The organism is Leuconostoc sp. LN180020 (assembly GCF_014844115.1).
Lineage (GTDB): Bacteria > Bacillota > Bacilli > Lactobacillales > Lactobacillaceae > Leuconostoc > Leuconostoc citreum.
Genome location: NZ_CP039736.1, coordinates 407,636 through 427,187, shown reverse-complemented (window position 1 = coordinate 427,187; position 19,552 = coordinate 407,636). Strand labels below are relative to the sequence as shown.

Sequence of the window (19,552 nt, the reverse complement as noted above, 5' to 3'; positions counted from 1 at the left end):
TTAATGATACGGAAAGAATGAAGAGGTTTGTGCAATGATGTTACCAAAAAAAGACGGCCATACACATACACCGTTTTCACATCAAAATTCTGATGAAGTTTTTGATGCTTATATTGAGCGTGCAATGACGTTAGGATTTGAAACCTATACAATTACCGAGCATGCACCGTTATTATCGGGACTGTCATTGCCAGGCGATTATGCCGTTGTCACTGATGAAGACATTGTTCAGGTTAAACGTGAAACGGCACGTTTAATAAAAAAATATAAGCAACAGATTACAATCACAAAGGGATTTGAAGTTGATTATTTAGCTAATAATGAAGTGAATATGCGTCGCTTTTTGCGTGATAATCAAACATGGCTCGATGAAATTGTGCTTGCTGTTCATTTTATACCAGATGACGTAGGCGAATTGCGTCCAATTGACTATACAGCGGAATATGTGTCAGCACATTTCTCAAACCTGTTGGCTGATCCCCAAAAATTTTACCAACGTTATTTCCAAACTGTCGCGCAAAGTGTTGAAGCAGTAATTGGTCTTGATGTGCCTGTTAGAATTGGACATTTAGGTTTAGTAAAAAAGTTTCAAAAGGTACTCAATCTACCAGACTATTCAGATGGAATTTACCGCCAAATCGGAGATATTTTACAAATGATACAGGCAAGAGGCTACCAATTAGAATTTAATGCAGCTGGTTTAAGTGAACCGGAAAATGGTGAGGCTTACCCGGATAATGATATTATCACTGCTGCTCAGGATATGGGGATACCGATAATTTACGGTTCAGATGCACATCGTGTGCATGATATCGGTAGGCATTTTGACCTACTTAAGGAGGTGCTGAAATGATGAAAAACCAAGCACTGAAGGCTGTTTTTTTTGACTTTGATGGGACGATTGCTAACACAGAGAAGCTCTCTGTGTTAGCGACGCAACAAGCATTTGAATCGGTTGGTTTACCTATACCAGTGGCTCAAGATATTATCAATTATCAAGGTGTGCCTATTGAAACCTCTTTTCCAAAATTATCAGAACGACAACTTAGTGAAGAAAAACTAAAAAAACTATTCCAGCTATTTCGTCAGGCTTACCAAAATAATGAATCTGAAAAAAATATTAAAGCCTATTCAGGAATCCCAGAATTATTACAACAATTGGTGCAACAAGGTATTGCTCTCTTTATTATGACTAGTAAAAAGTCAGCTGTTGCAAAACGGAATTTAAAGTTGATATCTTGTGATCAGTATTTTACTGATATTTATGGTTCTGATCGTGTGGTTGCCTTTAAACCAAATCCTGAAGGCTTATTACAGGCTTTATCAGAGCACCAGTTGCTTGCCAATCAAGCCGTTATGATTGGTGATGCTACTTTTGATATTGACGCTGGTCATGCGGCACACATGAAAACTATCGCTGTGACATGGGGTTCACATCATCTCGCAACGTTAGAAGCAGCACAACCAGATAGTATTGTCACGACGCGAGAAGCATTAGCTGACGTTTTATTGCCAGCACATGGTTGATGAGCGTGCTGATAAACTAGATGAGCTATGGGATGTCTACACAGCCGATAAACAAAAGACGGGGCGCTCACATCGGCGTGGCGAGCAACTCAATGTTGGGGAGTATCATTTAGTGACCAATGGCATTATTTTTAATCTTGCTGGACAGGTTTTATTGCAGCAAAGGTCATTTCATAAGATGAGTCGACCAGGTCTATGGACAGCTGAAATTGGGGGTTCAGCTTTAGTCGGGGAAACGAGTCAGCAGGCCCTAGTGAGAGAGTTGTCAGAAGAAATGAATATTTGTGTACCAGCTCACCAGTTACGATTCCTATTGACGCGTCGATTAAGCAGTTGGATTGAAGATTGGTACGCTATAAAAATAGATAGCGAGACAATGTCTATCCGACTACAAGCAGCGGAAGTTATTGCTGCTGATTGGATGTCATTAGCAGATGCTCTTCATGTCATGCAAAACAATCATCAGCTAACGGAAGCCAATTTAATTTCTAAGGCGGCGACGTTACTGTTTTAAAAAGTATCATTTTTAAAATCATACAACTTTTGTATGCTTTTTATTTTGGAGGTCTTATGTCAGATTTTTTCAAGTTAGATCGTAATATTCAGTTGCGTATTTTGATGATGTTTATAACGGTTGCAATTGGGTCATCCGTTGGACCAAATATGACAATTTATTATGTCGAATATATGGGTGCTCTGGTCACGGGATTTTTGTTAGTATCAGTGCAAGTCGCTGGTTTTATAGCAGGTCTTTATGGTGGTCATTTGTCCGACTCATGGGGGCGTAAACGTGTGATGTTAACAGGAATTGCTTTAATGGTGGTTGGGTACGTTGTTGCGGCAGCGATGAATTCACCATACTATGTCAATCCCTATGTGACATTTATTGGTTTTTTACTAGCATCAGTTGGTCTTAGTTTTGCATCGCCAGCAGAAGAAGCCATGATGATTGATGTGTCAACAGTTCAAAATCGTAAATTTATTTACGCAATGATTTACTGGGTTATCAATTTGTCAATCATGATCGGTGCATCATTAGGTGGTTGGTTCTTTAAGACAGCACGCTTTGAATTACTCATTGGAACAGCATTAGGCGCGCTAATTAGTTTGTTAATTGTTTTATTTTGGATTACAGAAACACTGCCAGTTGAACGACGACAAAAACAAGGACGGTCCGTTTGGGCCGTGATTAAAAATTATCGTATTGTCTTGTTGGACAGACGTTATGTAAAATTTATGGTTGCCGGCATAGGTATTGCAGTTATCTTTTCTTCGCCAGATTACTATTTGGCAGCACACCTGGCGCAATCTTTTCATACCACATCAATGTTTGGGGTGCAGATATTTGGGCAACGTATGTTGTCAGTTATCACCATTACCAACACATTGATGATTGTCTTACTCATGGGCTTCATGACGAAGTTATTTGCTAGATGGTCGGATTTGAAGTCGAGTTTAGTTGGCACAGCGATACAAGGCATTGGTTTTGCTATCACATTTTTACTCACGGATTTTTGGCCATTGTTAGTACTAGCTATTATTTTAACAATTGGCGAAATGATTGTGACACCAGCCAGTCAATCACTGCGCGCTGAAATGATGAATCAAGAAAAAATAGGCGTTTACAGTGGATTTAGTTCGGCCATCCGTCCAATCGGATTTATCTTGTCGTCTGGTATAGTTAGTGCTTCAGTACTGATTGGTAATGTTGGTGCGGCCTTGTTACTGTTGCTTGTGACTTTAACTAGTATGCTATTTACGGGTTTAGCTGTACAAATGTTGCGAGAAAAGCGCACACGATAGTTATTATAAATCGTGGCGTATTTTTGCTATAATAGAGTCAATTATTTAAATTAACATGGCAACACAATACGTGAACGTGTTGTCATCATTTAAATTGAAAGGGAACTAATAATCTGCACTTTCATGAGCAGCTTATGAAATATATGGGACATGTCAGAAATTAAAATCGTTTCAATTGATATTGACGGGACACTGTTAAATGACCAACGTGAAGTGACGCCAGAAGTCAAACAAGCAATTAAACATGCGTTAGCACAAGATGTCAAGATTGTGATTACGACAGGAAGACCATTACCAGGCGTCAAAGGTATTTTAGCAGAATTAGGTATTGCTGGTGACAACCAATACGTTATAACTTATAATGGTGGGTTAGTTCAGACCGCCGATGGCAAGAAGACGTTATTCAGGCAGCCTTTGTCTGTGGCCGAATTTAAGAAAATCAATGACTTTATGGTTTCCAAAGATACGTATGTGCAAGTTGAAACACATGATGCTGCTTACACAACACACCATAAAATTCACCCTTGGGCTAGTTTTGAGAATAGTTTGGTTAATTTGCCACTATTTGTTTTGGATTCGGAGGCTGAATTGGAAAAAGTCGAGTTTATTAAGGCGATTGCCAACGATGAAGAATCTAAACTCGATCTTGTGCAAGCGGCTGTTCCCGATGACATCAGTCAGAATGTCAATGTTATTCGATCAACAGCTAATAATTTAGAATTCATTGATCGCCAAGCGTCAAAGGGTAATGCGCTTCTTGCGTTAGCAAAAAAGTTAGCAGTCAAGCCATCGGAGACGATGGCGATTGGTGATCAAGCAAATGATTATAGCATGATTGAACAGGCTGGTATTGGGGTTGCCATGGGTAATGCAATTCCTGATATTAAGCAAATAGCTGATTTTGAAACAGCGACAAACAACGCGTCGGGAGTGGCGAAGGCAATTGAGCATTTCGTGCTACAATTACGGTAGCGTAAAAAATAAACAACGGAGGTTGTCAAAATGAACGTTTTAATTAACGGTGAAGAAACAGCGCTAGTTGGGGAACCGCTAGCAGTCGGAGAGGCATTGCCTCACTTTAAGTTAGAAGACAAGAACGGCGAAAAGGTTAAAACAGTTGATTTATTAGGTCAAGTAACGTTGATTTCTGTTGTGCCTGATTTGAATACGGGAACATGTTCACTTCAGACACGCCATTTTAATCAAACAGTTGATCAGTTTAAAAATGTACAATTTATTACTATCTCAACTAATTCTGTGGCGGAGCAGCGTGATTGGTGTGCGGCTGAAGGTGTTAAAAATATGCGTATGTTGTCAGATGAACAAGAATCATTTGGCTATGCAACAAAGCTTTATTTGCCAGCTAATGCTTGGGATACAAGAGCGGTTTATATCATAGATGCACAAGGTATTGTTCGATATGCGCAAATTGTATCTGAAGTGTCACAAGAGCCGGACTATGATAATGTTTTGGCAGCTTTAAGTGAACTAACTAAATAGTGTTTTCAGCAAAGAACCTTATCTCATGTGATATATTGTAAGGTTCTTTTATTGTGTTGAGATAGAGACTTTGTGGCTTTTAACAAGCTTTTTTGTTAAAATGAGTATGAACGTGAAATTTACATAAAACATTTGGAGCCAGACATGCCAGAACCTAAATTGAAACTTTTTTCTTTAAGCTCAAATGAACCATTAGCGCAAAAGATTGCCGATGCCGTTGGTGTCCCATTGAGTGAAATATCTGTCAAACGTTTTGCTGACGGTGAAGTACAGATTAACATTGAGGAAAGCATTCGTGGGGATAACGTCTTTGTTATTCAATCCACTTCGTCACCAGTTAATGATAATCTCATGGAATTATTAATTATGGTTGATGCCTTGCGTCGTGCATCGGCGAATCAGATCAATGTTGTTTTACCTTATTATGGTTATGCACGTCAAGATCGTAAGGCACGTTCTAGAGAACCAATTACAGCTAAGTTAGTTGCCAATATGTTGGAACGTGCTGGAGCAACACGCGTATTAGCGTTAGATTTACACGCGGCCCAAATTCAAGGTTTCTTTGATATTCCGATGGATCATTTACAAGGTGCACCACTGCTTGCAGATTATTTAATTGAGTCAGGTATTGCTGACAAAAAGCAAGCTGTAGTGGTATCGCCAGATCATGGTGGTATGACACGTGCACGTAATTTAAATAATATGCTAGAACTGGAAGCACCAGTAGCAGTCATTGATAAGCGCCGTCCAAAGCCAAACGTTGCTGAAATCGGTAGCATTGTAGGTGATGTTGCTGGTAAGACTGCTATTATGATTGATGATATGATTGACACGGCTGGCACAATCACGCAAGGAGCCGAGTTGATTATGGCGCATGGTGCCAAAGAGGTTTACGTGGTGGCTTCCCACGCAGTTTTCTCAGGTCCTGCTGTTGAACGTTTGCAGAATTCTGTATTCACTAAAGTTATTTTGACAGATTCAATTAATTTACCTGATGACAAGAAATTTGATAAGTTAGAGATTGTATCGGTTGGTGAACTTATTGGTGAAGCAATTCGCCGTATTAGTAATAACGAAGCGATTTCATCCTTATTTAAGACACGTTTTCATCGGCGAACACATTAAAATATAAATGTTAATTTTTAAAGGTCGATTTGGTCGGCTTTTTTTGTGCAAAATATTACAGTCTAGTGAAAAAATGATATACTTAGAGATAGACAAATAGTAGAATCATGTGAGGAGAACGTCCATGAGTAAAATTTTGGTTGTGGATGACGAGAAGCCAATCTCGGATATCATCAAGTTTAATTTAACAAAAGAAGGCTACGATGTAATTACAGCCGCCGATGGTCAAGAAGCTTTAGCACTTTTTAACGATGAAAAACCTGATCTTGTGTTACTGGATCAGATGTTACCAGAGATTGATGGTGTTGAAGTCTTGAGACAAATTCGTTCTAAATCAGAAACACCAGTAATCATGGTAACTGCAAAAGACTCTGAAATTGATAAAGTTTTAGGCTTAGAAATGGGTGCTGATGATTACGTTACAAAACCTTTTTCTAATCGTGAGTTAGTGGCGCGTGTTAAGGCTAATTTGCGTAGCCGTAAGGCCGTTTCCCAACATAGTGAAGAGGCAACTGTTCATAATGAAGACATTGCGCTGGGTGATTTAACTATCCATCCGCAAGCTTATATGGTGTCTAAGGCAGGCCAAGATATTGAATTAACTCATCGTGAGTTTGAATTACTCTATTACTTAGCACAACATATTGGGCAAGTCATGACCCGTGAGCATCTTTTACAGCAAGTCTGGGGCTATGATTATTTTGGCGATGTGCGAACTGTTGATGTTACGGTTCGTCGTCTACGTGAAAAAATAGAAGACAATCCTAGTCATCCAAATTGGTTGGCTACACGTCGTGGTGTTGGTTACTATCTAAGGCCCGACGCTGAATAAAAAATCAAAAGCTAGCCTGTGAAAGATAGAACGGTTTGCTAAAGTCACCATCAAAAAGGTTTTAAGTCAATACCAAGGAGACAGACGCCATGCGTCAGCAACTATGAATAGTACGACTAATTTTTTTAAATCCATACGCTTTCGTATAGCACTTGTTTTTGTGTTGTTAATGATTATCGCACTCGAACTTTTGGGTGCGTTTTTTGTACGTCAAATAGAGCGCCAAAACCTAACAACTTTTCAACAGCAAATTGCCTTGCCAAAGTATGTTACTGATCAAATCACCACAGCTTTAAAGAAAAAAGACAGTAATGAAGGTAACCACGAGATCCAAGATATTCTGTCTAGTTTGAACAATACCAACTTACAAGAAGCGCAAGTGATTGATAAAACGGGGACGATACGTGGGACTTTATCCGTTTCAGGACAGCAGACCATTGGTCAGAAAACAACTGATTTAAATGCCCAAAAAGCGATTGCAGGCGAACAGTCCTTTTTGAAATCGCGTACAGTTAATGAAAATAACGAACGTAAAGAATTATTAACAACGACATTAGGGTCCAATAACGGACGAGGAAAAGACATTGTTGGTGTGCTTGTTGTTAAAGCAAGTTTAGCACCAGTCTATAAAAACATTGATAGTGTCATGCGCTTATTTGTGATTGCTGGTATTCTGGCGCTAATGGTCAGTATTGCATTAGCACTGTTCTTAGCACGAACATTAACGCGACCGATTGAGCAGATTGATGAACAAACAACCAAAATTGCTAATGGCGACTATTCAATGGTTAATCATATTTATGGTTCTGATGAACTTGGTCATTTAGCACAGTCGGTTAATGAGTTGTCAACACGTGTCGAAGAATCAACGGAGACAGTGAATGCAGAGCGTAACCGATTGGATTCTGTTTTGACACACATGGCTGATGGTGTTTTAGCAGCTAATCGGCGTGGCGAAGTAACAATTATTAACCAAGCTGCGGCAGATTTTGTTGGTGTTGATCGTGACGCAGCCATTGGCCAGAACGTCATTGAACTTTTGCAGTTAAAGGGCAAAAGAACGCTACGTGATATGCTAGAGAACTTAGATGATTTTCGTGTTGATTTATCTGATGATAGTAAAGATTTGTTGGTGCAAGCTTATGTATCGCTGATTAAGCGTCAATCTGGGTTTATATCTGGCTTAGTAGTTGTTTTGCACAATATCACCGAACAACAACGTATTGATGCTGAACGGCGCATGTTTGTGTCCAATGTCTCGCATGAGTTACGAACACCACTCACATCAGTTAGATCGTATGTGGATGCCCTTGCCGAAGGGGCAATTAATGACCCTGAAATGGCACATAATTTTCTGGGTGTGGTTCAAAATGAAACACAGCGCATGATTCGCATGATTAACGATTTATTAGAGTTGTCACGTTTAGACCAAGGAACCATGTCAGTTAAACTTGAAGTGATCAATCTCAATAGTTTATTTAACTTTGTTTTGAATCGTTTTGACATGATTATCGAAAATGATGCCAAGAATACAGAAACACCAAATAAAAATTACAGTATACAACGTGAATTTACTAGTGAGGATGTTTGGGTTGAAGTAGATCCTGATAAATTTACACAGGTATTAGATAATATCATGAATAACGCTGTTAAATATTCACCTGATGGTGGCGTTATCACAGCACGGTTAATTAAGACTAAAACGCGTGCTATTTTGAGTATTTCGGACCAAGGTTTGGGGATTCCTAAAAAAGATTTAAATAATATTTTTAACCGATTTTTCCGTGTGGATAAATCGCGTTCACGCGCACAAGGTGGGACTGGATTGGGCTTGGCTATTTCTAAAGAAGTTGTTGAAAAGTTTAATGGTCGTATTTGGGTTGATTCAGTTGAAAATCAGGGTTCTACTTTCTATATTTCGCTAGCCTATGTCGATGACGCCGAACTACAGGAGGCTGATTGGGATGCGGAATAAAAATCGCTTTTTTCAGAGTATCACGTTGGACTTTTCACTTGTTATTGCTATTATCATTTCAGTCGTGTTGACAGGCTTTATTTTTATTTCATTTGGCAAAAATGAACCATTAAAAAGTGTCAATGAACAGCAAGCGGAACAGCAATCACAAGTGTTTCGGCCAACACAATATATTGTTACTAAAGCTAATGGCAATCAATATATTGCCTTAACGCCTGCTAACACCCAAGTCAAAACGATTGAAGATGCTATTACAAAAGCTAAATTTTCAGGTGCCGAAACGAAGAAAAGCACAACACATGCTATTCAAACAATATTATCTCAAAAGAAATCGCAAATTTTAAGGTATCCAGACGTTGTGCCAGTAACTTACTTTAATACAAGATATGGTAAAACAATTAACAGTGGGAAACCCTTTAACTTTAATTATTTTGTTTTAGCCTTAGATCAGTCGAATAAGGGGTATTTTATTAACACGAATGCAAATGAAGTAACGACTGTTAATATTAGCCAATTAAATACACCTGATGTCTGGCAAATGGCAGCTAAGTTACCAACTGATGTCGGGGTTGAGTTTCATAAGTATCAAGGTCGTGTGATGTTGTCTTATCCGAAACAATTTAAATTACCGGTTTATTCTTACTTAGTTAATCAACGTGACCCGAAAACTTATGTTTCAGCTTTACTGGGAACACTCAACCAACTGTCGGTTACCCAAGAAGGCAGCAAGACAGTTTATACGAATAAGCTGAATAATCAGAAAATAACATATGATCCGTCTTGGGAAACTGTCACATTTGAAGATAAAAATCCTAAAAACAAATTGCCACAACAATACGTTAATCGTCTAAACCTAGCATTTTCTCAGATTAATTTGCTTCAGCTTAATTTAATGGATACGCGTTTTTATGAAAGTCAAGCTGGGGGTCAGAAAATTACCTTTAGAACCTATGTTAAGGGTTTCCCGGTGTATTTTCAGTCTCAGAGTGGGGCCATTCATATTGAGCTATCCAAAAATGGTGATCAAAAAAGTACTTATTCACTCAATGAAATCGGGGTACCCGTTCCTAGTAATCAGGCAGATGTCCAATTGCCAAGTACGGAAACAATATTAAAGCAATTACATGATGCTGGTGTGAAGTCGTCTGATTATGATTTCATTACACCCGGCTATGAATGGTTAATTAATCAAGATAGTCAGGCAGCTGTGAATATGGTGCCCACATGGATGATAGAAACACCGACTGGCTGGCAAAGTGTCTCAGCATATTTGTCAAAAAAGCATGTTAATGCACAACAAGATTAATAAGGAGGAAATATGCAATTCAAACGAATTAAAATATTAATGTTAGTTTTATTTGTTTTATTGGATATTTTTCTGTTTAATTGGTGGCGTGCCGGGCAGACAACTAACGAGCAGGTGGCTGATGCCAATGCTGATATTATTGCTGAAATGAAGAAACAAAACATTGTGTTACCAACATTTAGCCGTTCAGTACAATATAATAGCTATATTGCTGTTCAAAAAGCGCATAAAAATGAGATTGGGAAACTACCAAGCACGCTGACATGGGATAAAAATGGTGGTAATTGGGATGAACTGATTGCTCGTTTCAAACCTGATGATGAGATACATCGCGATGATTACGAGGCCATCACTAAACAAATTAAAGCAGTGGCTGATGATTCTGGCTATCATTATAACGCTATACTCAGTGCAGCACAGCCTGACGAAACTAAAATTTATTCTCAACGAATCAATGATTTACCCGTTATGAATAGTGCTGGGACAATGACATTTCGATATGGGAAAGACGGGAAGCCAGATACTGTCATAAAACGGCAACTCACTAATATTCAGGATTTGCGTGATGATCGGGCCACATTGACTGAAGAAGATGCGATTGTTTCATTATACCGGTATAATGAAATTGATCGTGGTGATCGCTTATCAACTGGATATTTAGGTTACGACAAGACGTTATCTGTTAATGGGTATGATATTTATTTGCCTGTTTGGGTATTTGAGGTGAAACGGCAAAATCGTCATGCTATTTTGAAGATTAATGCGTTCACAGGTGACAATTTGTCTGAATGAACTTTAATATAATGTTAATTTGGCCAAAGTATAATGATTTTAAAGTAAAGAGTGGGTGACTAGTATGACACAACAATCCTTAGCAAAAATTGTATTAACTGGTGCGATAGCTGGTGTTATTGGTGGTGGTGCAATTTTGTACGGCCAGCGCGAATTATCTGATATCCAGACGAAAACGCAAAAAGTAAATACAAAAGCAGAGAAGACTGCAGCTATACCAACTAACGCTACGGCAACAACTGCGTACAACAAGATTTCAGATGCGGTTGTTTCTGTGTTGAATTTTTCACAAACAGGAAAAAATTCATTTTCCGAATCTTCGGAAGGATCCGGCGTTATTTATAAAAAGGCCAATGATGCTGCCTATATTGTTACAAATAATCACGTGATACACGGCGCAGCAAAAATACAGGTAATGTTGCATGATGGTAAAAAAGTTGAAGCGACGTTGGTTGGTAAAGATGCCATGACTGATTTGGCGGTACTCAAAATTGATCCTGCTAATGTCACAACCACAGCTGCCTTTGGTGATTCTAGTCAAATTCAAGTGGGGCAAAAGGTCTTAGCAATCGGGTCACCGCTGGGATCCCAGTATGCTTCATCAGTAACAGAAGGCATCATTTCGGCGAAGAAAAGATTAGTTGATGCTAGTTCTGAGAACGGCCAAAATTATGGTGGCTCTACAGTTATTCAAACAGATGCGGCTATTAACCCAGGAAATTCGGGTGGTCCTTTAGTTAATTTTGCTGGCCAGGTTGTCGGTATCAATTCGATGAAACTATCATCTTCAGCCTCAGGTACGAGCGTTGAAGGCATGGGGTTTGCTATTCCTTCTGATCAAGTGGTTGATATTGTCAACAAATTAGTGAAAGATGGCAAGGTTACGCGACCAGCTATTGGCATTGGCTTAGTTGAACTTTCTGCCGTAACAGTTGATGATCAGAAGTCATTGCTCAAAATACCTGATGCTGTTACTGGCGGTGTTGTGGTGATGAGTACCACGCCTAATGGCCCAGCTGATCGTGCGGGTCTAAAGAAATATGATGTTATCACAGCTATTGATGGTAAAAAATTATCTGGGCAGGCTGACTTGAGAGAAGAACTTTATAAACACAATCTAAACGATACAATTGATATCACATTCTATCATCAAAATGATAAAAAGACAGTTAAAGTGAAACTAACACAAAAACTTGAAAGCTAACGTTACGCGTTAGCTTTTTCTTTACCTTTAGTTGACAAAAGAAATGAAGTATGTATTTTCTGAAAATGTTGAAAACTGTGCTGAAAATGTTGATAAATCGGTTAAAAAGTCGATAAAATGTGAATAACTCATATTACTGTGTGGATAAAAGGCTAAAAATTATAAATTTTTCTAAAATTCAGGCTACGTTATACAAAAGAAGTATTTTTTGTTTAAAAAATCTTGACAATCATGTCTGCCGATAGATTATACGGTTTTTTTGTTAAAGTGATAGTGAAATGAGAATTTATTGTCTGTTACGGTATAAATACCTAACGATTTCTGATTGACGTAAAGGTATTGTCAAGGGAACAAATGTGCTTATCCACAGTTGTGGATAAAAAAGTGGAAAACTGTGGATAACTATCTTTTTTGAGGCAACTGTTTTATCAAATCGCATACATATAGCGTTGATAACGTTATCCACACTTTTAGTAAAAAAACGGTGCGCTTGTGGATAAAAAATTATGCGAACAGCGGGGTAATTGATATAATTGGCTTATGTCACCTTTTTGATGTTGTTGTTCGTGTGGACATCTTTAGAATCAGGGTCTGATACAAATGTTTGCTTAACTATTAAATTACTTAAGAAAATGAAAAATGCGGAGAAATTATGAATATTAAATTAATTACAGTAGGTAAATTAAAAGAGCACTATTTAAAAGATGGGATTGCAGAATATAGTAAAAGGATAGCCAGATTTGCTAAAGTTGAATTGATTGAAGTGCCTGACGAAAAAACGCCAGAGCATGCTAGTCAAGCACAAAATCAACAAATTATGGCTAAAGAAGGGGAACGTATTGCGGATAAAATTGGATCACGTGATTACGTTATTGTATTAGCAATTGAGGGCAAACAGTTACCGTCAGAGACATTTTCTAAAAAAATGTCGGATATCACACTGTCTGGTTATTCAACCATTACATTTATCATTGGGGGTTCGCTTGGTTTGGATGAACGTATTAAGCAGCGAGCAGACATGGCGATTAGCTTTGGACTGTTGACCTTGCCACACCAACTAATGCGTTTAGTGCTGATTGAACAAATTTATCGCGCTTTTATGATTCAACAAGGCTCGCCTTATCATAAATAATGACCTAAAATAAAAAAGCAAACGTTAGTTTGCTTTTTTAAATCGTTGTTTTTTGTTTTAACAGTGTTGTCATAGCAGCAGCAATAATCATCAATACACTTGCAAACAAAAAAGTAACTTGAATGCCTTGTAGTTGATTTAATGTCGTATGGGTTGGATGTGCTTTGCCCGCATAGACAACGACTTGTGTCATGACAGTGACTAGTGCAGCTGTTCCAAAAGAAGCTGCCAGTTGCCGAACAGTAGTAAACATAGCAGAACCATCAGGCATCAGCGATAATGGCAAAGCATTGAATGCCTCAGTCTGAATAGGCATCAAAACGATGACCAAGCCTAATTGTCTAATTAATTGACTCACTACGACTAACCAGATTGGTGTGTTTAAAGTGACCGTAGACAAACTAAACGTACCTACAGTAGTGAGTAAGATACCTGTGAGTGTGAGGTAGCGTGGACCATATTTATCATATAGACGACCGCTGAGAGGCGATAAAAGGGCGGTAATTAGTGCGCCCGGCAGTAATATTAAACCAGAAATTAATGCTGAATAGTGACGTACATTTTGAATATACAATGGTAACATCAGTGCGCCGCCGTACATGGCAATCATTAAGACAACATTAATAAGCATAGCAACAACGAACTGCCTATACGTTAGGACAGCCATGTTGAGTAGTGGCGTTTTATTTGTTATTTGACGCCAGATAAACAAAGCTGTGACAATTAAGCCGATAACTACAAATCCCCATACAGTGAAATCTGACCAAGCAGTTGCACCAGCATTTGAAAAACCGTAAAGTAAACTACCCAAACCAATACTTGATAGTACTACGCCAAGAAAATCAAATTTGAGCCGCTTAGTGTTGCCAATATTTTTTAGAAGGTAGAAAGCTAATATAAAGTCTGCAATAATAAAAGGGGCGACAATTAAAAATAGAAAACGCCAAGATAGTTGCGTGATAATCAGACCCGACAATGTTGGTCCAATGGCCGGCGCAAAGTTAAGTGCTAAGCCAATCATCCCCATGGCTTGACCACGTTTATCTGATTCATAGAGGTTCATAACCACGACATTCATTAGCGGACCAAACACACCGGCACCGATGGCTTGTACCATTCTACCAGTGACTAACACAGCAAAACTATTAGCAAATCCAGCAATTAGCGTGCCTAACGCAAATAAACCAACAGCAGTTAAATATAGTTTTCTAGTGGTGAGTCTTTGGATTAAAAAAGCGGTGAGCGGCACCATCACACCATTAACTAGCATATAACCATTTGTTACCCACTGCCCTTGGCTTGGGCCAATGTGAAATTCGGTCATGATATTAGGTAAAGCCACATTCATTAGTGTTTGGTTGAGAAAGCCTAAAAATATGCCGATAACAAGAATAATGAGGATAGAACGTTGTTTTTTTGAAATATTCAATAGCATACCTGCCTTTCATTGATAGTATAGTGATATGAAAATAAACAAAAAAACCAGTAAAATACTGGTTTTCAACGGTAAAAGATAAAAATTACTTTGTTGCAGGTAATTCTTCTGACTTACCTTTTGCCCATTGTTGCAACTTTGCGATAGCAGTTTGACGTTGCTTCTTGGCTGAGTTGTGTCCGACCTTACGAGCACGGGCGAATGAATTAAGCGGCTTCTTTAATGCCATGATGGGTACTCCTTTTTTAAAATGTTTTACATACAAGATATTATTATACGGTATAAAACTGGAAAAATCAAGACTCTCATTGATTTGCGGTGATAAAAATTCACAAAGATAAGGTACAATAGATATATGGAATTATGGTCTGAAGAAACAATTAGAGATTTTCGTCACACGTTATTAACTTGGTATGATCAAGAAGGCCGTGCCAACTTGCCTTGGCGCTTAAATCATGAACCTTACCGTGTTTTGGTATCAGAGATTATGTTGCAGCAAACACAGGTTGATACGGTCTTACCTTACTATGAACGATTTATGCAACATCTACCGACTGTACAGGATTTAGCGCGTGCCCCGGAAGAACAAGTGTTAAAGTTGTGGGAGGGCTTAGGATACTATTCTAGAGCACGCAATTTGCAGAAAGCAGCCCGTTTTGTTGTTGATGAGTTACATGGTAATTGGCCGGAAAGTGCAGATGATTTACAGGAGCTACCTGGTGTTGGTCCGTATACCTCAGCTGCCATTGCCTCGATTAGTTTTAATGAAGTGGTACCAGCCGTTGATGGTAATGCTTACCGTGTTTTTAGTCGATTATTAAAAATTGACGCAGACATTGCGCAAACAAAATCACGTAAAATATTTTATGATGCGATTCTACCTATTGTTGACCCCCAACGGCCTGGCGACTTTAATCAAGCAATCATGGATTTGGGTTCTAGCTATATGACAGCTAAGAATCCAGATAGTATCAATTCACCTGTACGTCAGTTTAATGCCGCATATCGAGATGGCGTCGAATTAGACTTTCCGGTTAAAACAAAAAAGCAAAAACCGGTAAAACAGTTATTTATGGCCACTATTTCTGAAAAAGATGGCAAATTATTATTCGAGAAACGACCTGAAAAAGGGCTATTATCGGGTTTTTGGACTTTTCCCTTAACTGAAATTACTAGTATTGACGACATCAAAGGGCAACAGCTCAATATTAAGCCGATTGTCCACGTCTTTACGCATCGCCGATGGGAAATCTGGTTGGTGAAACAGGATGTCACAGCGACATCAACACAACAATATTTGTCATCAACACAGTGGCAGGCGCTTTCTCTACCAACTGTACAACACAAACTACTTGCCGCTTTGGAGGAATTACGCTAATGTTTCCTAATACTAAACTCAAACATCTTTTTTTCTGGACCATTGAACTACTTGCGCTCTCGATTTTAGTTTACCTATTATTGGGGTTTGACTTTTTGATGCGTCCCATCAAAGTATTTATTTCAACAGTCTTTGTACCACTAGTTGTGGCAGGCTTTTTGTACTATGTCCTGAAACCACTTTTAACTCTGATTAAGCGTATTCAAATTCGTGGCAAAAAAATACCACACCAATTAGCGGTAGTGGTAACATTCATTTTCTTCTTATCGGTTATTGCTGGTGCGTTGGTGGTCTTAGTACCCACGTTGATTCGTGAAATTACCAATTTGGCTGATTCCTTACCAAGTTTTGCACAAGATATGCAACAATTTGCAACTAAAACCATGAATAGTCACTGGTTTGAGAATCTTAATTTATCAATTAATGTGTCTGAAGTTAAAAATGCTGTTGGCAAGTATGCCGCATCTTTTCTGACCATTACAGCAGGTACCTTGGGCACTGTTGTAACAACAGTGACGTCGTTTACAATCAACTTAATTACCATTCCGGTCGTTTTGTTTTACATGCTTAGTGATAGTGAACGTTTTGTGCCAGCGATTAAAAAAATGTTTCCGGCACGTCATGCCGAAAAAATATCAGAATTAATGGCAAAAATGGATCGCACCATCGAAAAATATATTTCTGGTCAAGCGATTGAAATGGGCTTTGTTGGTTTATCAATGACGATTGGTTATTTCATTATTGGGCAGCCCTATGCTTGGTTGTTAGGAGTTATTGCAGGGATTACAAATATTGTGCCTTATATTGGCCCATGGATTGGTGTCGTACCATCTTTGATCGTCGCAAGTACACAGTCATGGAAACAAGTTATTTTTGTTTTGATTGTGATGACCGTAGTGCAGCAATTAGATGGTAACTTCATTTATCCGAATGTAATTGGTAAATCATTAGCTATTCATCCGCTAACGATTGTATTTTTATTAATGGTTGCGGGTAATTTGTGGGGCATTGTTGGTATGATATTAATCGTGCCAGTGTACGCGGTACTCAGGGTTATTGTGAAGTTTGGTTTTGAGTTGTTTTCTCTGACAAAAAGTAAGTAAAGTGTTAGTATAGAACTGTCTAAAAAGTTGAAAAGAGAAAATAGAACAGTGAAAACATTTGATTTTGAAAAATATATTACGGTACTTCAAAAGGCTAAAGGGCAAACAATACCATGGGGTGCAACCGAATATCCCACTTACCCAACTATAATCCTGTCCTTAGCACAAGATTATTATCAATCCGCGGAGTATGATAGGAATTTTGACCGTTCGTTACATCAACATCATTATTATTCAGGATTACCAGAGTCAGAGATAACTGAAATCATAAAAAATTCAGATGATTATCGCCTGATAAGCGCCATTATGTCAGCAATCATTCGTGGTGAAAAATATACACCTGGTATGTGGCAAGCATTAATTGAAAATGGTATCATGTTGGATTTACTGGTTCATGCGTATCGTTTAAAACAAAATTGAAATAAACTCTTGACGAATGCTTTATTTTCAAGTAAACTAATATAGTTGTGTTAGCAATAGCATGCGGGTGTGGCGGAACTGGCAGACGCGCTGGATTTAGGTTCCAGTGCCGCAAGGCGTGCAGGTTCGATTCCTGTCACCCGTATAAGAGAATTGTGTATTCTCTGGGGTATCTGGTATGGTATAGGCATACTTGAGTACTTGGAGTTGCCGACTTAGCTCAGTTGGTAGAGCATCTCACTAGTAATGAGGGGGTCAACGGTTCGAATCCGCTAGTCGGCATAATCGAAAAGCACTAATCTAAGATTAGTGCTTTTTATTTTGTAGTCTAGTGTGCTTTACAATATTATGAAAGTTTCTATGTTATCAGCTAAATGAAAGCAGCGACAAATAACCATTAAAAAAACCAAACTGTATGACAGTTTGGTTTTTTTGTTAATCACGACGTGTTAACTTGACAACGCCTTCCCAACGCGCAGTTTGTGGAAACATGTCAATACTTTGAATGTAATCAACCTTGTATGCTTTGGTTAAATCAACTAAATCGCGTGCCAGCGTTGATGCGTTACATGAAATATAAACAAATTTCTCTGGTTTTGTCCGAATAATTTCACGTCGTAACGCGGTATCTAAGCCAGTACGCGGTGGATCAACCACCAACGCGTCAGCTAACCAACCTTCGGCTTGCCATTTTGGAAAGAGTACTTCAGCAGTGCCAACTTCATACTTAGCATTTGAGATATGATTAATTTTAGCATTGATATTAGCGTCGTCAACAGCTTCAGGAATGACTTCCATGCCACGGACTTCGCCAGCTTTATCAGCAAGGCTGAGACCAATTGTACCAACACCAGCATATGCATCGACGAGCTTATCGGCATGTGTTAAATTAAGTGCCGACAGTGCCTCATTATAGACAACGGTCATTTGCGTGTGGTTTAACTGCATGAATGCACGCGGTGATAGTTGGAATGTCTTACCCATCACCGTTTCTTTAATATAATCTTTGCCCCATAACTTAATAGTCTCTTCACCCCAGACAAGGCTCGTACGACCGGGGTTGAAGTTTTGGAAAATACCATTAACTTCTGGTAATGCTTGGTTAATTGCTGCAATAAGTGCGACATCACCAGGGAAACCATCGGTATTTGTGACGAATGTTAATTGTACGTCACCTGTGGTGTGTGACACACGGGCGACAATTGTTTTAACTGTACCACGATTCTTATCTTCATTATAAATAGATACTGACAATTTATCTAATAGATCACGTACGGTGCGTAACACTTTCATTGTCGCTGGTGATTGTGTATGGACAATGGGTAAATCAACTAGTTCATGACTACCACGCTTGTACATGCCAACACTAAGTACATCATCAATTTTGCGAACGGGGAACTGCGCCTTATTGCGATATTCATAAGGGTTAGCCATGCCAATCGTGTCACGTAGGTCATAGTCTGACCAGCCTTTTGGTTGGAATTTTTCTAGTGATTGCGCAATAACATCTTTTTTAAAGGCTAATTGCGCAGAGTAAGTCATGTGCTCAAGTTCAAAACCACCAACTTCATCAGCGAATGTATCTAATGGTTTCACACGATTGGGTGATTTTTCACGAATTTTCAAGACCTTGGCAGCAATATATTTTGGCTGGACGTCTGTTACTTTGACAACAGCGACTTCATCGGGTAAAACGCCGGGAACAAAGACAATCTTACGCTTAAAGTAACCAATGCCCTCACCGTTAATGCCCAAACGTTTGATTGTTAATGGAAAATTCTGTCCAATACGAACAGCAACGCCATCAGTTGAAGCGCGCTGCTGACCATGTTGTTTACGTGGATCAAAATGCTTGCCATAATAGGTCTTTTGGCCTGGTTGAGATTTTGATTTAGATGGATAACCTTTTTTTTGTTTTTTATTTTCTGTCATATTTTGTGTGCTAATCAAAAGCACAATCCTTTCTGCATTGCAATGCCATGGTGACGTTGTTATCTAACTAGTATAACAGCTATGTGAA

19 protein-coding genes and 2 tRNA genes are annotated in these 19,552 nt (G+C 38.8%); 18 read left to right on the top strand and 3 right to left on the bottom strand.

What is annotated here, in order from left to right; translation table 11 throughout:
• Positions 1 to 34: 34 nt before the first annotated feature.
• From hisJ to rlmH, 13 genes are all read left to right on the top strand, one after another.
• Positions 35 to 853 (top strand): histidinol-phosphatase HisJ, encoded by an 819-nt coding sequence (gene hisJ / locus FAZ25_RS02235; protein WP_004908466.1) that lies wholly within the window; start codon positions 35 to 37, stop codon positions 851 to 853.
• Entirely contained in the window at positions 850 to 1,527 is a 678-nt protein-coding gene (locus FAZ25_RS02230) for an HAD family hydrolase (protein WP_004908465.1), read from the top strand. Before hisJ ends, FAZ25_RS02230 begins: the two co-directional genes overlap by 4 nt.
• Positions 1,520 to 2,041 carry an NUDIX domain-containing protein gene (locus FAZ25_RS02225; RefSeq protein ID WP_146972570.1) on the top strand — a complete coding sequence of 174 codons (522 nt, stop codon included), beginning with the start codon at positions 1,520 to 1,522 and terminating at the stop codon, positions 2,039 to 2,041. The genes FAZ25_RS02230 and FAZ25_RS02225 overlap by 8 nt, the downstream gene beginning before the upstream one ends.
• Before the next feature lie 56 nt (positions 2,042 to 2,097).
• A complete protein-coding gene (locus FAZ25_RS02220) occupies positions 2,098 to 3,330 on the top strand; it encodes an MFS transporter (protein WP_004899551.1) in 1,233 nt (410 codons plus the stop codon).
• A gap of 150 nt (positions 3,331 to 3,480) precedes the next feature.
• Positions 3,481 to 4,302 (top strand): Cof-type HAD-IIB family hydrolase, encoded by an 822-nt coding sequence (locus FAZ25_RS02215; RefSeq protein ID WP_048801834.1) that lies wholly within the window; start codon positions 3,481 to 3,483, stop codon positions 4,300 to 4,302.
• Positions 4,303 to 4,332: 30 nt separating this feature from the next.
• Positions 4,333 to 4,830: a peroxiredoxin gene (locus FAZ25_RS02210; RefSeq protein WP_048801833.1), complete on the top strand. Its 498-nt coding sequence runs from the start codon at positions 4,333 to 4,335 to the stop codon at positions 4,828 to 4,830.
• Positions 4,831 to 4,974: 144 nt separating this feature from the next.
• Positions 4,975 to 5,955, top strand: a complete 981-nt coding sequence (locus tag FAZ25_RS02205; protein ID WP_004899545.1) for a ribose-phosphate diphosphokinase — start codon at positions 4,975 to 4,977, stop codon at positions 5,953 to 5,955.
• Positions 5,956 to 6,079: 124 nt separating this feature from the next.
• Positions 6,080 to 6,787, top strand: coding sequence for a response regulator YycF (gene yycF, locus FAZ25_RS02200; protein WP_004899544.1), 708 nt, complete (start codon positions 6,080 to 6,082; stop codon positions 6,785 to 6,787).
• 103 nt (positions 6,788 to 6,890) lie between these two features.
• Positions 6,891 to 8,762, top strand: coding sequence for a cell wall metabolism sensor histidine kinase WalK (walK, locus tag FAZ25_RS02195; RefSeq protein WP_100665135.1), 1,872 nt, complete (start codon positions 6,891 to 6,893; stop codon positions 8,760 to 8,762).
• Positions 8,752 to 10,068 carry a regulatory protein gene (locus FAZ25_RS02190; RefSeq protein ID WP_004904471.1) on the top strand — a complete coding sequence of 439 codons (1,317 nt, stop codon included), beginning with the start codon at positions 8,752 to 8,754 and terminating at the stop codon, positions 10,066 to 10,068. Before walK ends, FAZ25_RS02190 begins: the two co-directional genes overlap by 11 nt.
• A gap of 12 nt (positions 10,069 to 10,080) precedes the next feature.
• Entirely contained in the window at positions 10,081 to 10,860 is a 780-nt protein-coding gene (yycI, locus tag FAZ25_RS02185; RefSeq protein ID WP_004899539.1) for a two-component system regulatory protein YycI, read from the top strand.
• Between the two features lie 64 nt (positions 10,861 to 10,924).
• A complete protein-coding gene (locus tag FAZ25_RS02180; protein WP_040189781.1) occupies positions 10,925 to 12,064 on the top strand; it encodes a S1C family serine protease in 1,140 nt (379 codons plus the stop codon).
• A gap of 652 nt (positions 12,065 to 12,716) precedes the next feature.
• A complete protein-coding gene (rlmH, locus tag FAZ25_RS02175; protein WP_004899536.1) occupies positions 12,717 to 13,196 on the top strand; it encodes a 23S rRNA (pseudouridine(1915)-N(3))-methyltransferase RlmH in 480 nt (159 codons plus the stop codon).
• A gap of 37 nt (positions 13,197 to 13,233) precedes the next feature.
• Here rlmH and FAZ25_RS02170 read toward each other — a convergent pair whose 3' ends face one another.
• Together FAZ25_RS02170 and FAZ25_RS02165 are read right to left on the bottom strand one after the other, a co-directional pair.
• Positions 13,234 to 14,625 (bottom strand): MDR family MFS transporter, encoded by a 1,392-nt coding sequence (locus FAZ25_RS02170; RefSeq protein ID WP_192269767.1) that lies wholly within the window; start codon positions 14,623 to 14,625, stop codon positions 13,234 to 13,236.
• A 91-nt stretch (positions 14,626 to 14,716) separates the two neighbouring features.
• Positions 14,717 to 14,860, bottom strand: coding sequence for a hypothetical protein (locus tag FAZ25_RS02165; protein WP_004899533.1), 144 nt, complete (start codon positions 14,858 to 14,860; stop codon positions 14,717 to 14,719).
• Between the two features lie 126 nt (positions 14,861 to 14,986).
• On the opposite strand from FAZ25_RS02165, the gene mutY reads away from it, so the two are divergent.
• The 5 genes from mutY to FAZ25_RS02140 all read left to right on the top strand — a co-directional run bounded on the left by mutY (position 14,987) and on the right by FAZ25_RS02140 (position 17,814).
• Positions 14,987 to 16,009 (top strand): A/G-specific adenine glycosylase, encoded by a 1,023-nt coding sequence (mutY, locus tag FAZ25_RS02160; protein WP_048801831.1) that lies wholly within the window; start codon positions 14,987 to 14,989, stop codon positions 16,007 to 16,009.
• A complete protein-coding gene (locus tag FAZ25_RS02155) occupies positions 16,009 to 17,112 on the top strand; it encodes an AI-2E family transporter (protein ID WP_004899530.1) in 1,104 nt (367 codons plus the stop codon). The genes mutY and FAZ25_RS02155 overlap by 1 nt, the downstream gene beginning before the upstream one ends.
• 48 nt (positions 17,113 to 17,160) lie before the next feature.
• Complete coding sequence (locus FAZ25_RS02150) at positions 17,161 to 17,532, top strand: DUF6508 domain-containing protein (RefSeq protein WP_004904458.1); 372 nt, start codon at positions 17,161 to 17,163, stop codon at positions 17,530 to 17,532.
• Between the two features lie 63 nt (positions 17,533 to 17,595).
• A tRNA-Leu gene (locus FAZ25_RS02145) sits at positions 17,596 to 17,677 on the top strand.
• Positions 17,678 to 17,741: 64 nt separating this feature from the next.
• Positions 17,742 to 17,814, top strand: a tRNA-Thr gene (locus tag FAZ25_RS02140).
• Between the two features lie 153 nt (positions 17,815 to 17,967).
• Here FAZ25_RS02140 and rlmD read toward each other — a convergent pair.
• Positions 17,968 to 19,464, bottom strand: a complete 1,497-nt coding sequence (gene rlmD / locus FAZ25_RS02135) for a 23S rRNA (uracil(1939)-C(5))-methyltransferase RlmD (RefSeq protein ID WP_146972568.1) — start codon at positions 19,462 to 19,464, stop codon at positions 17,968 to 17,970.
• Positions 19,465 to 19,552 lie beyond the last annotated feature (88 nt).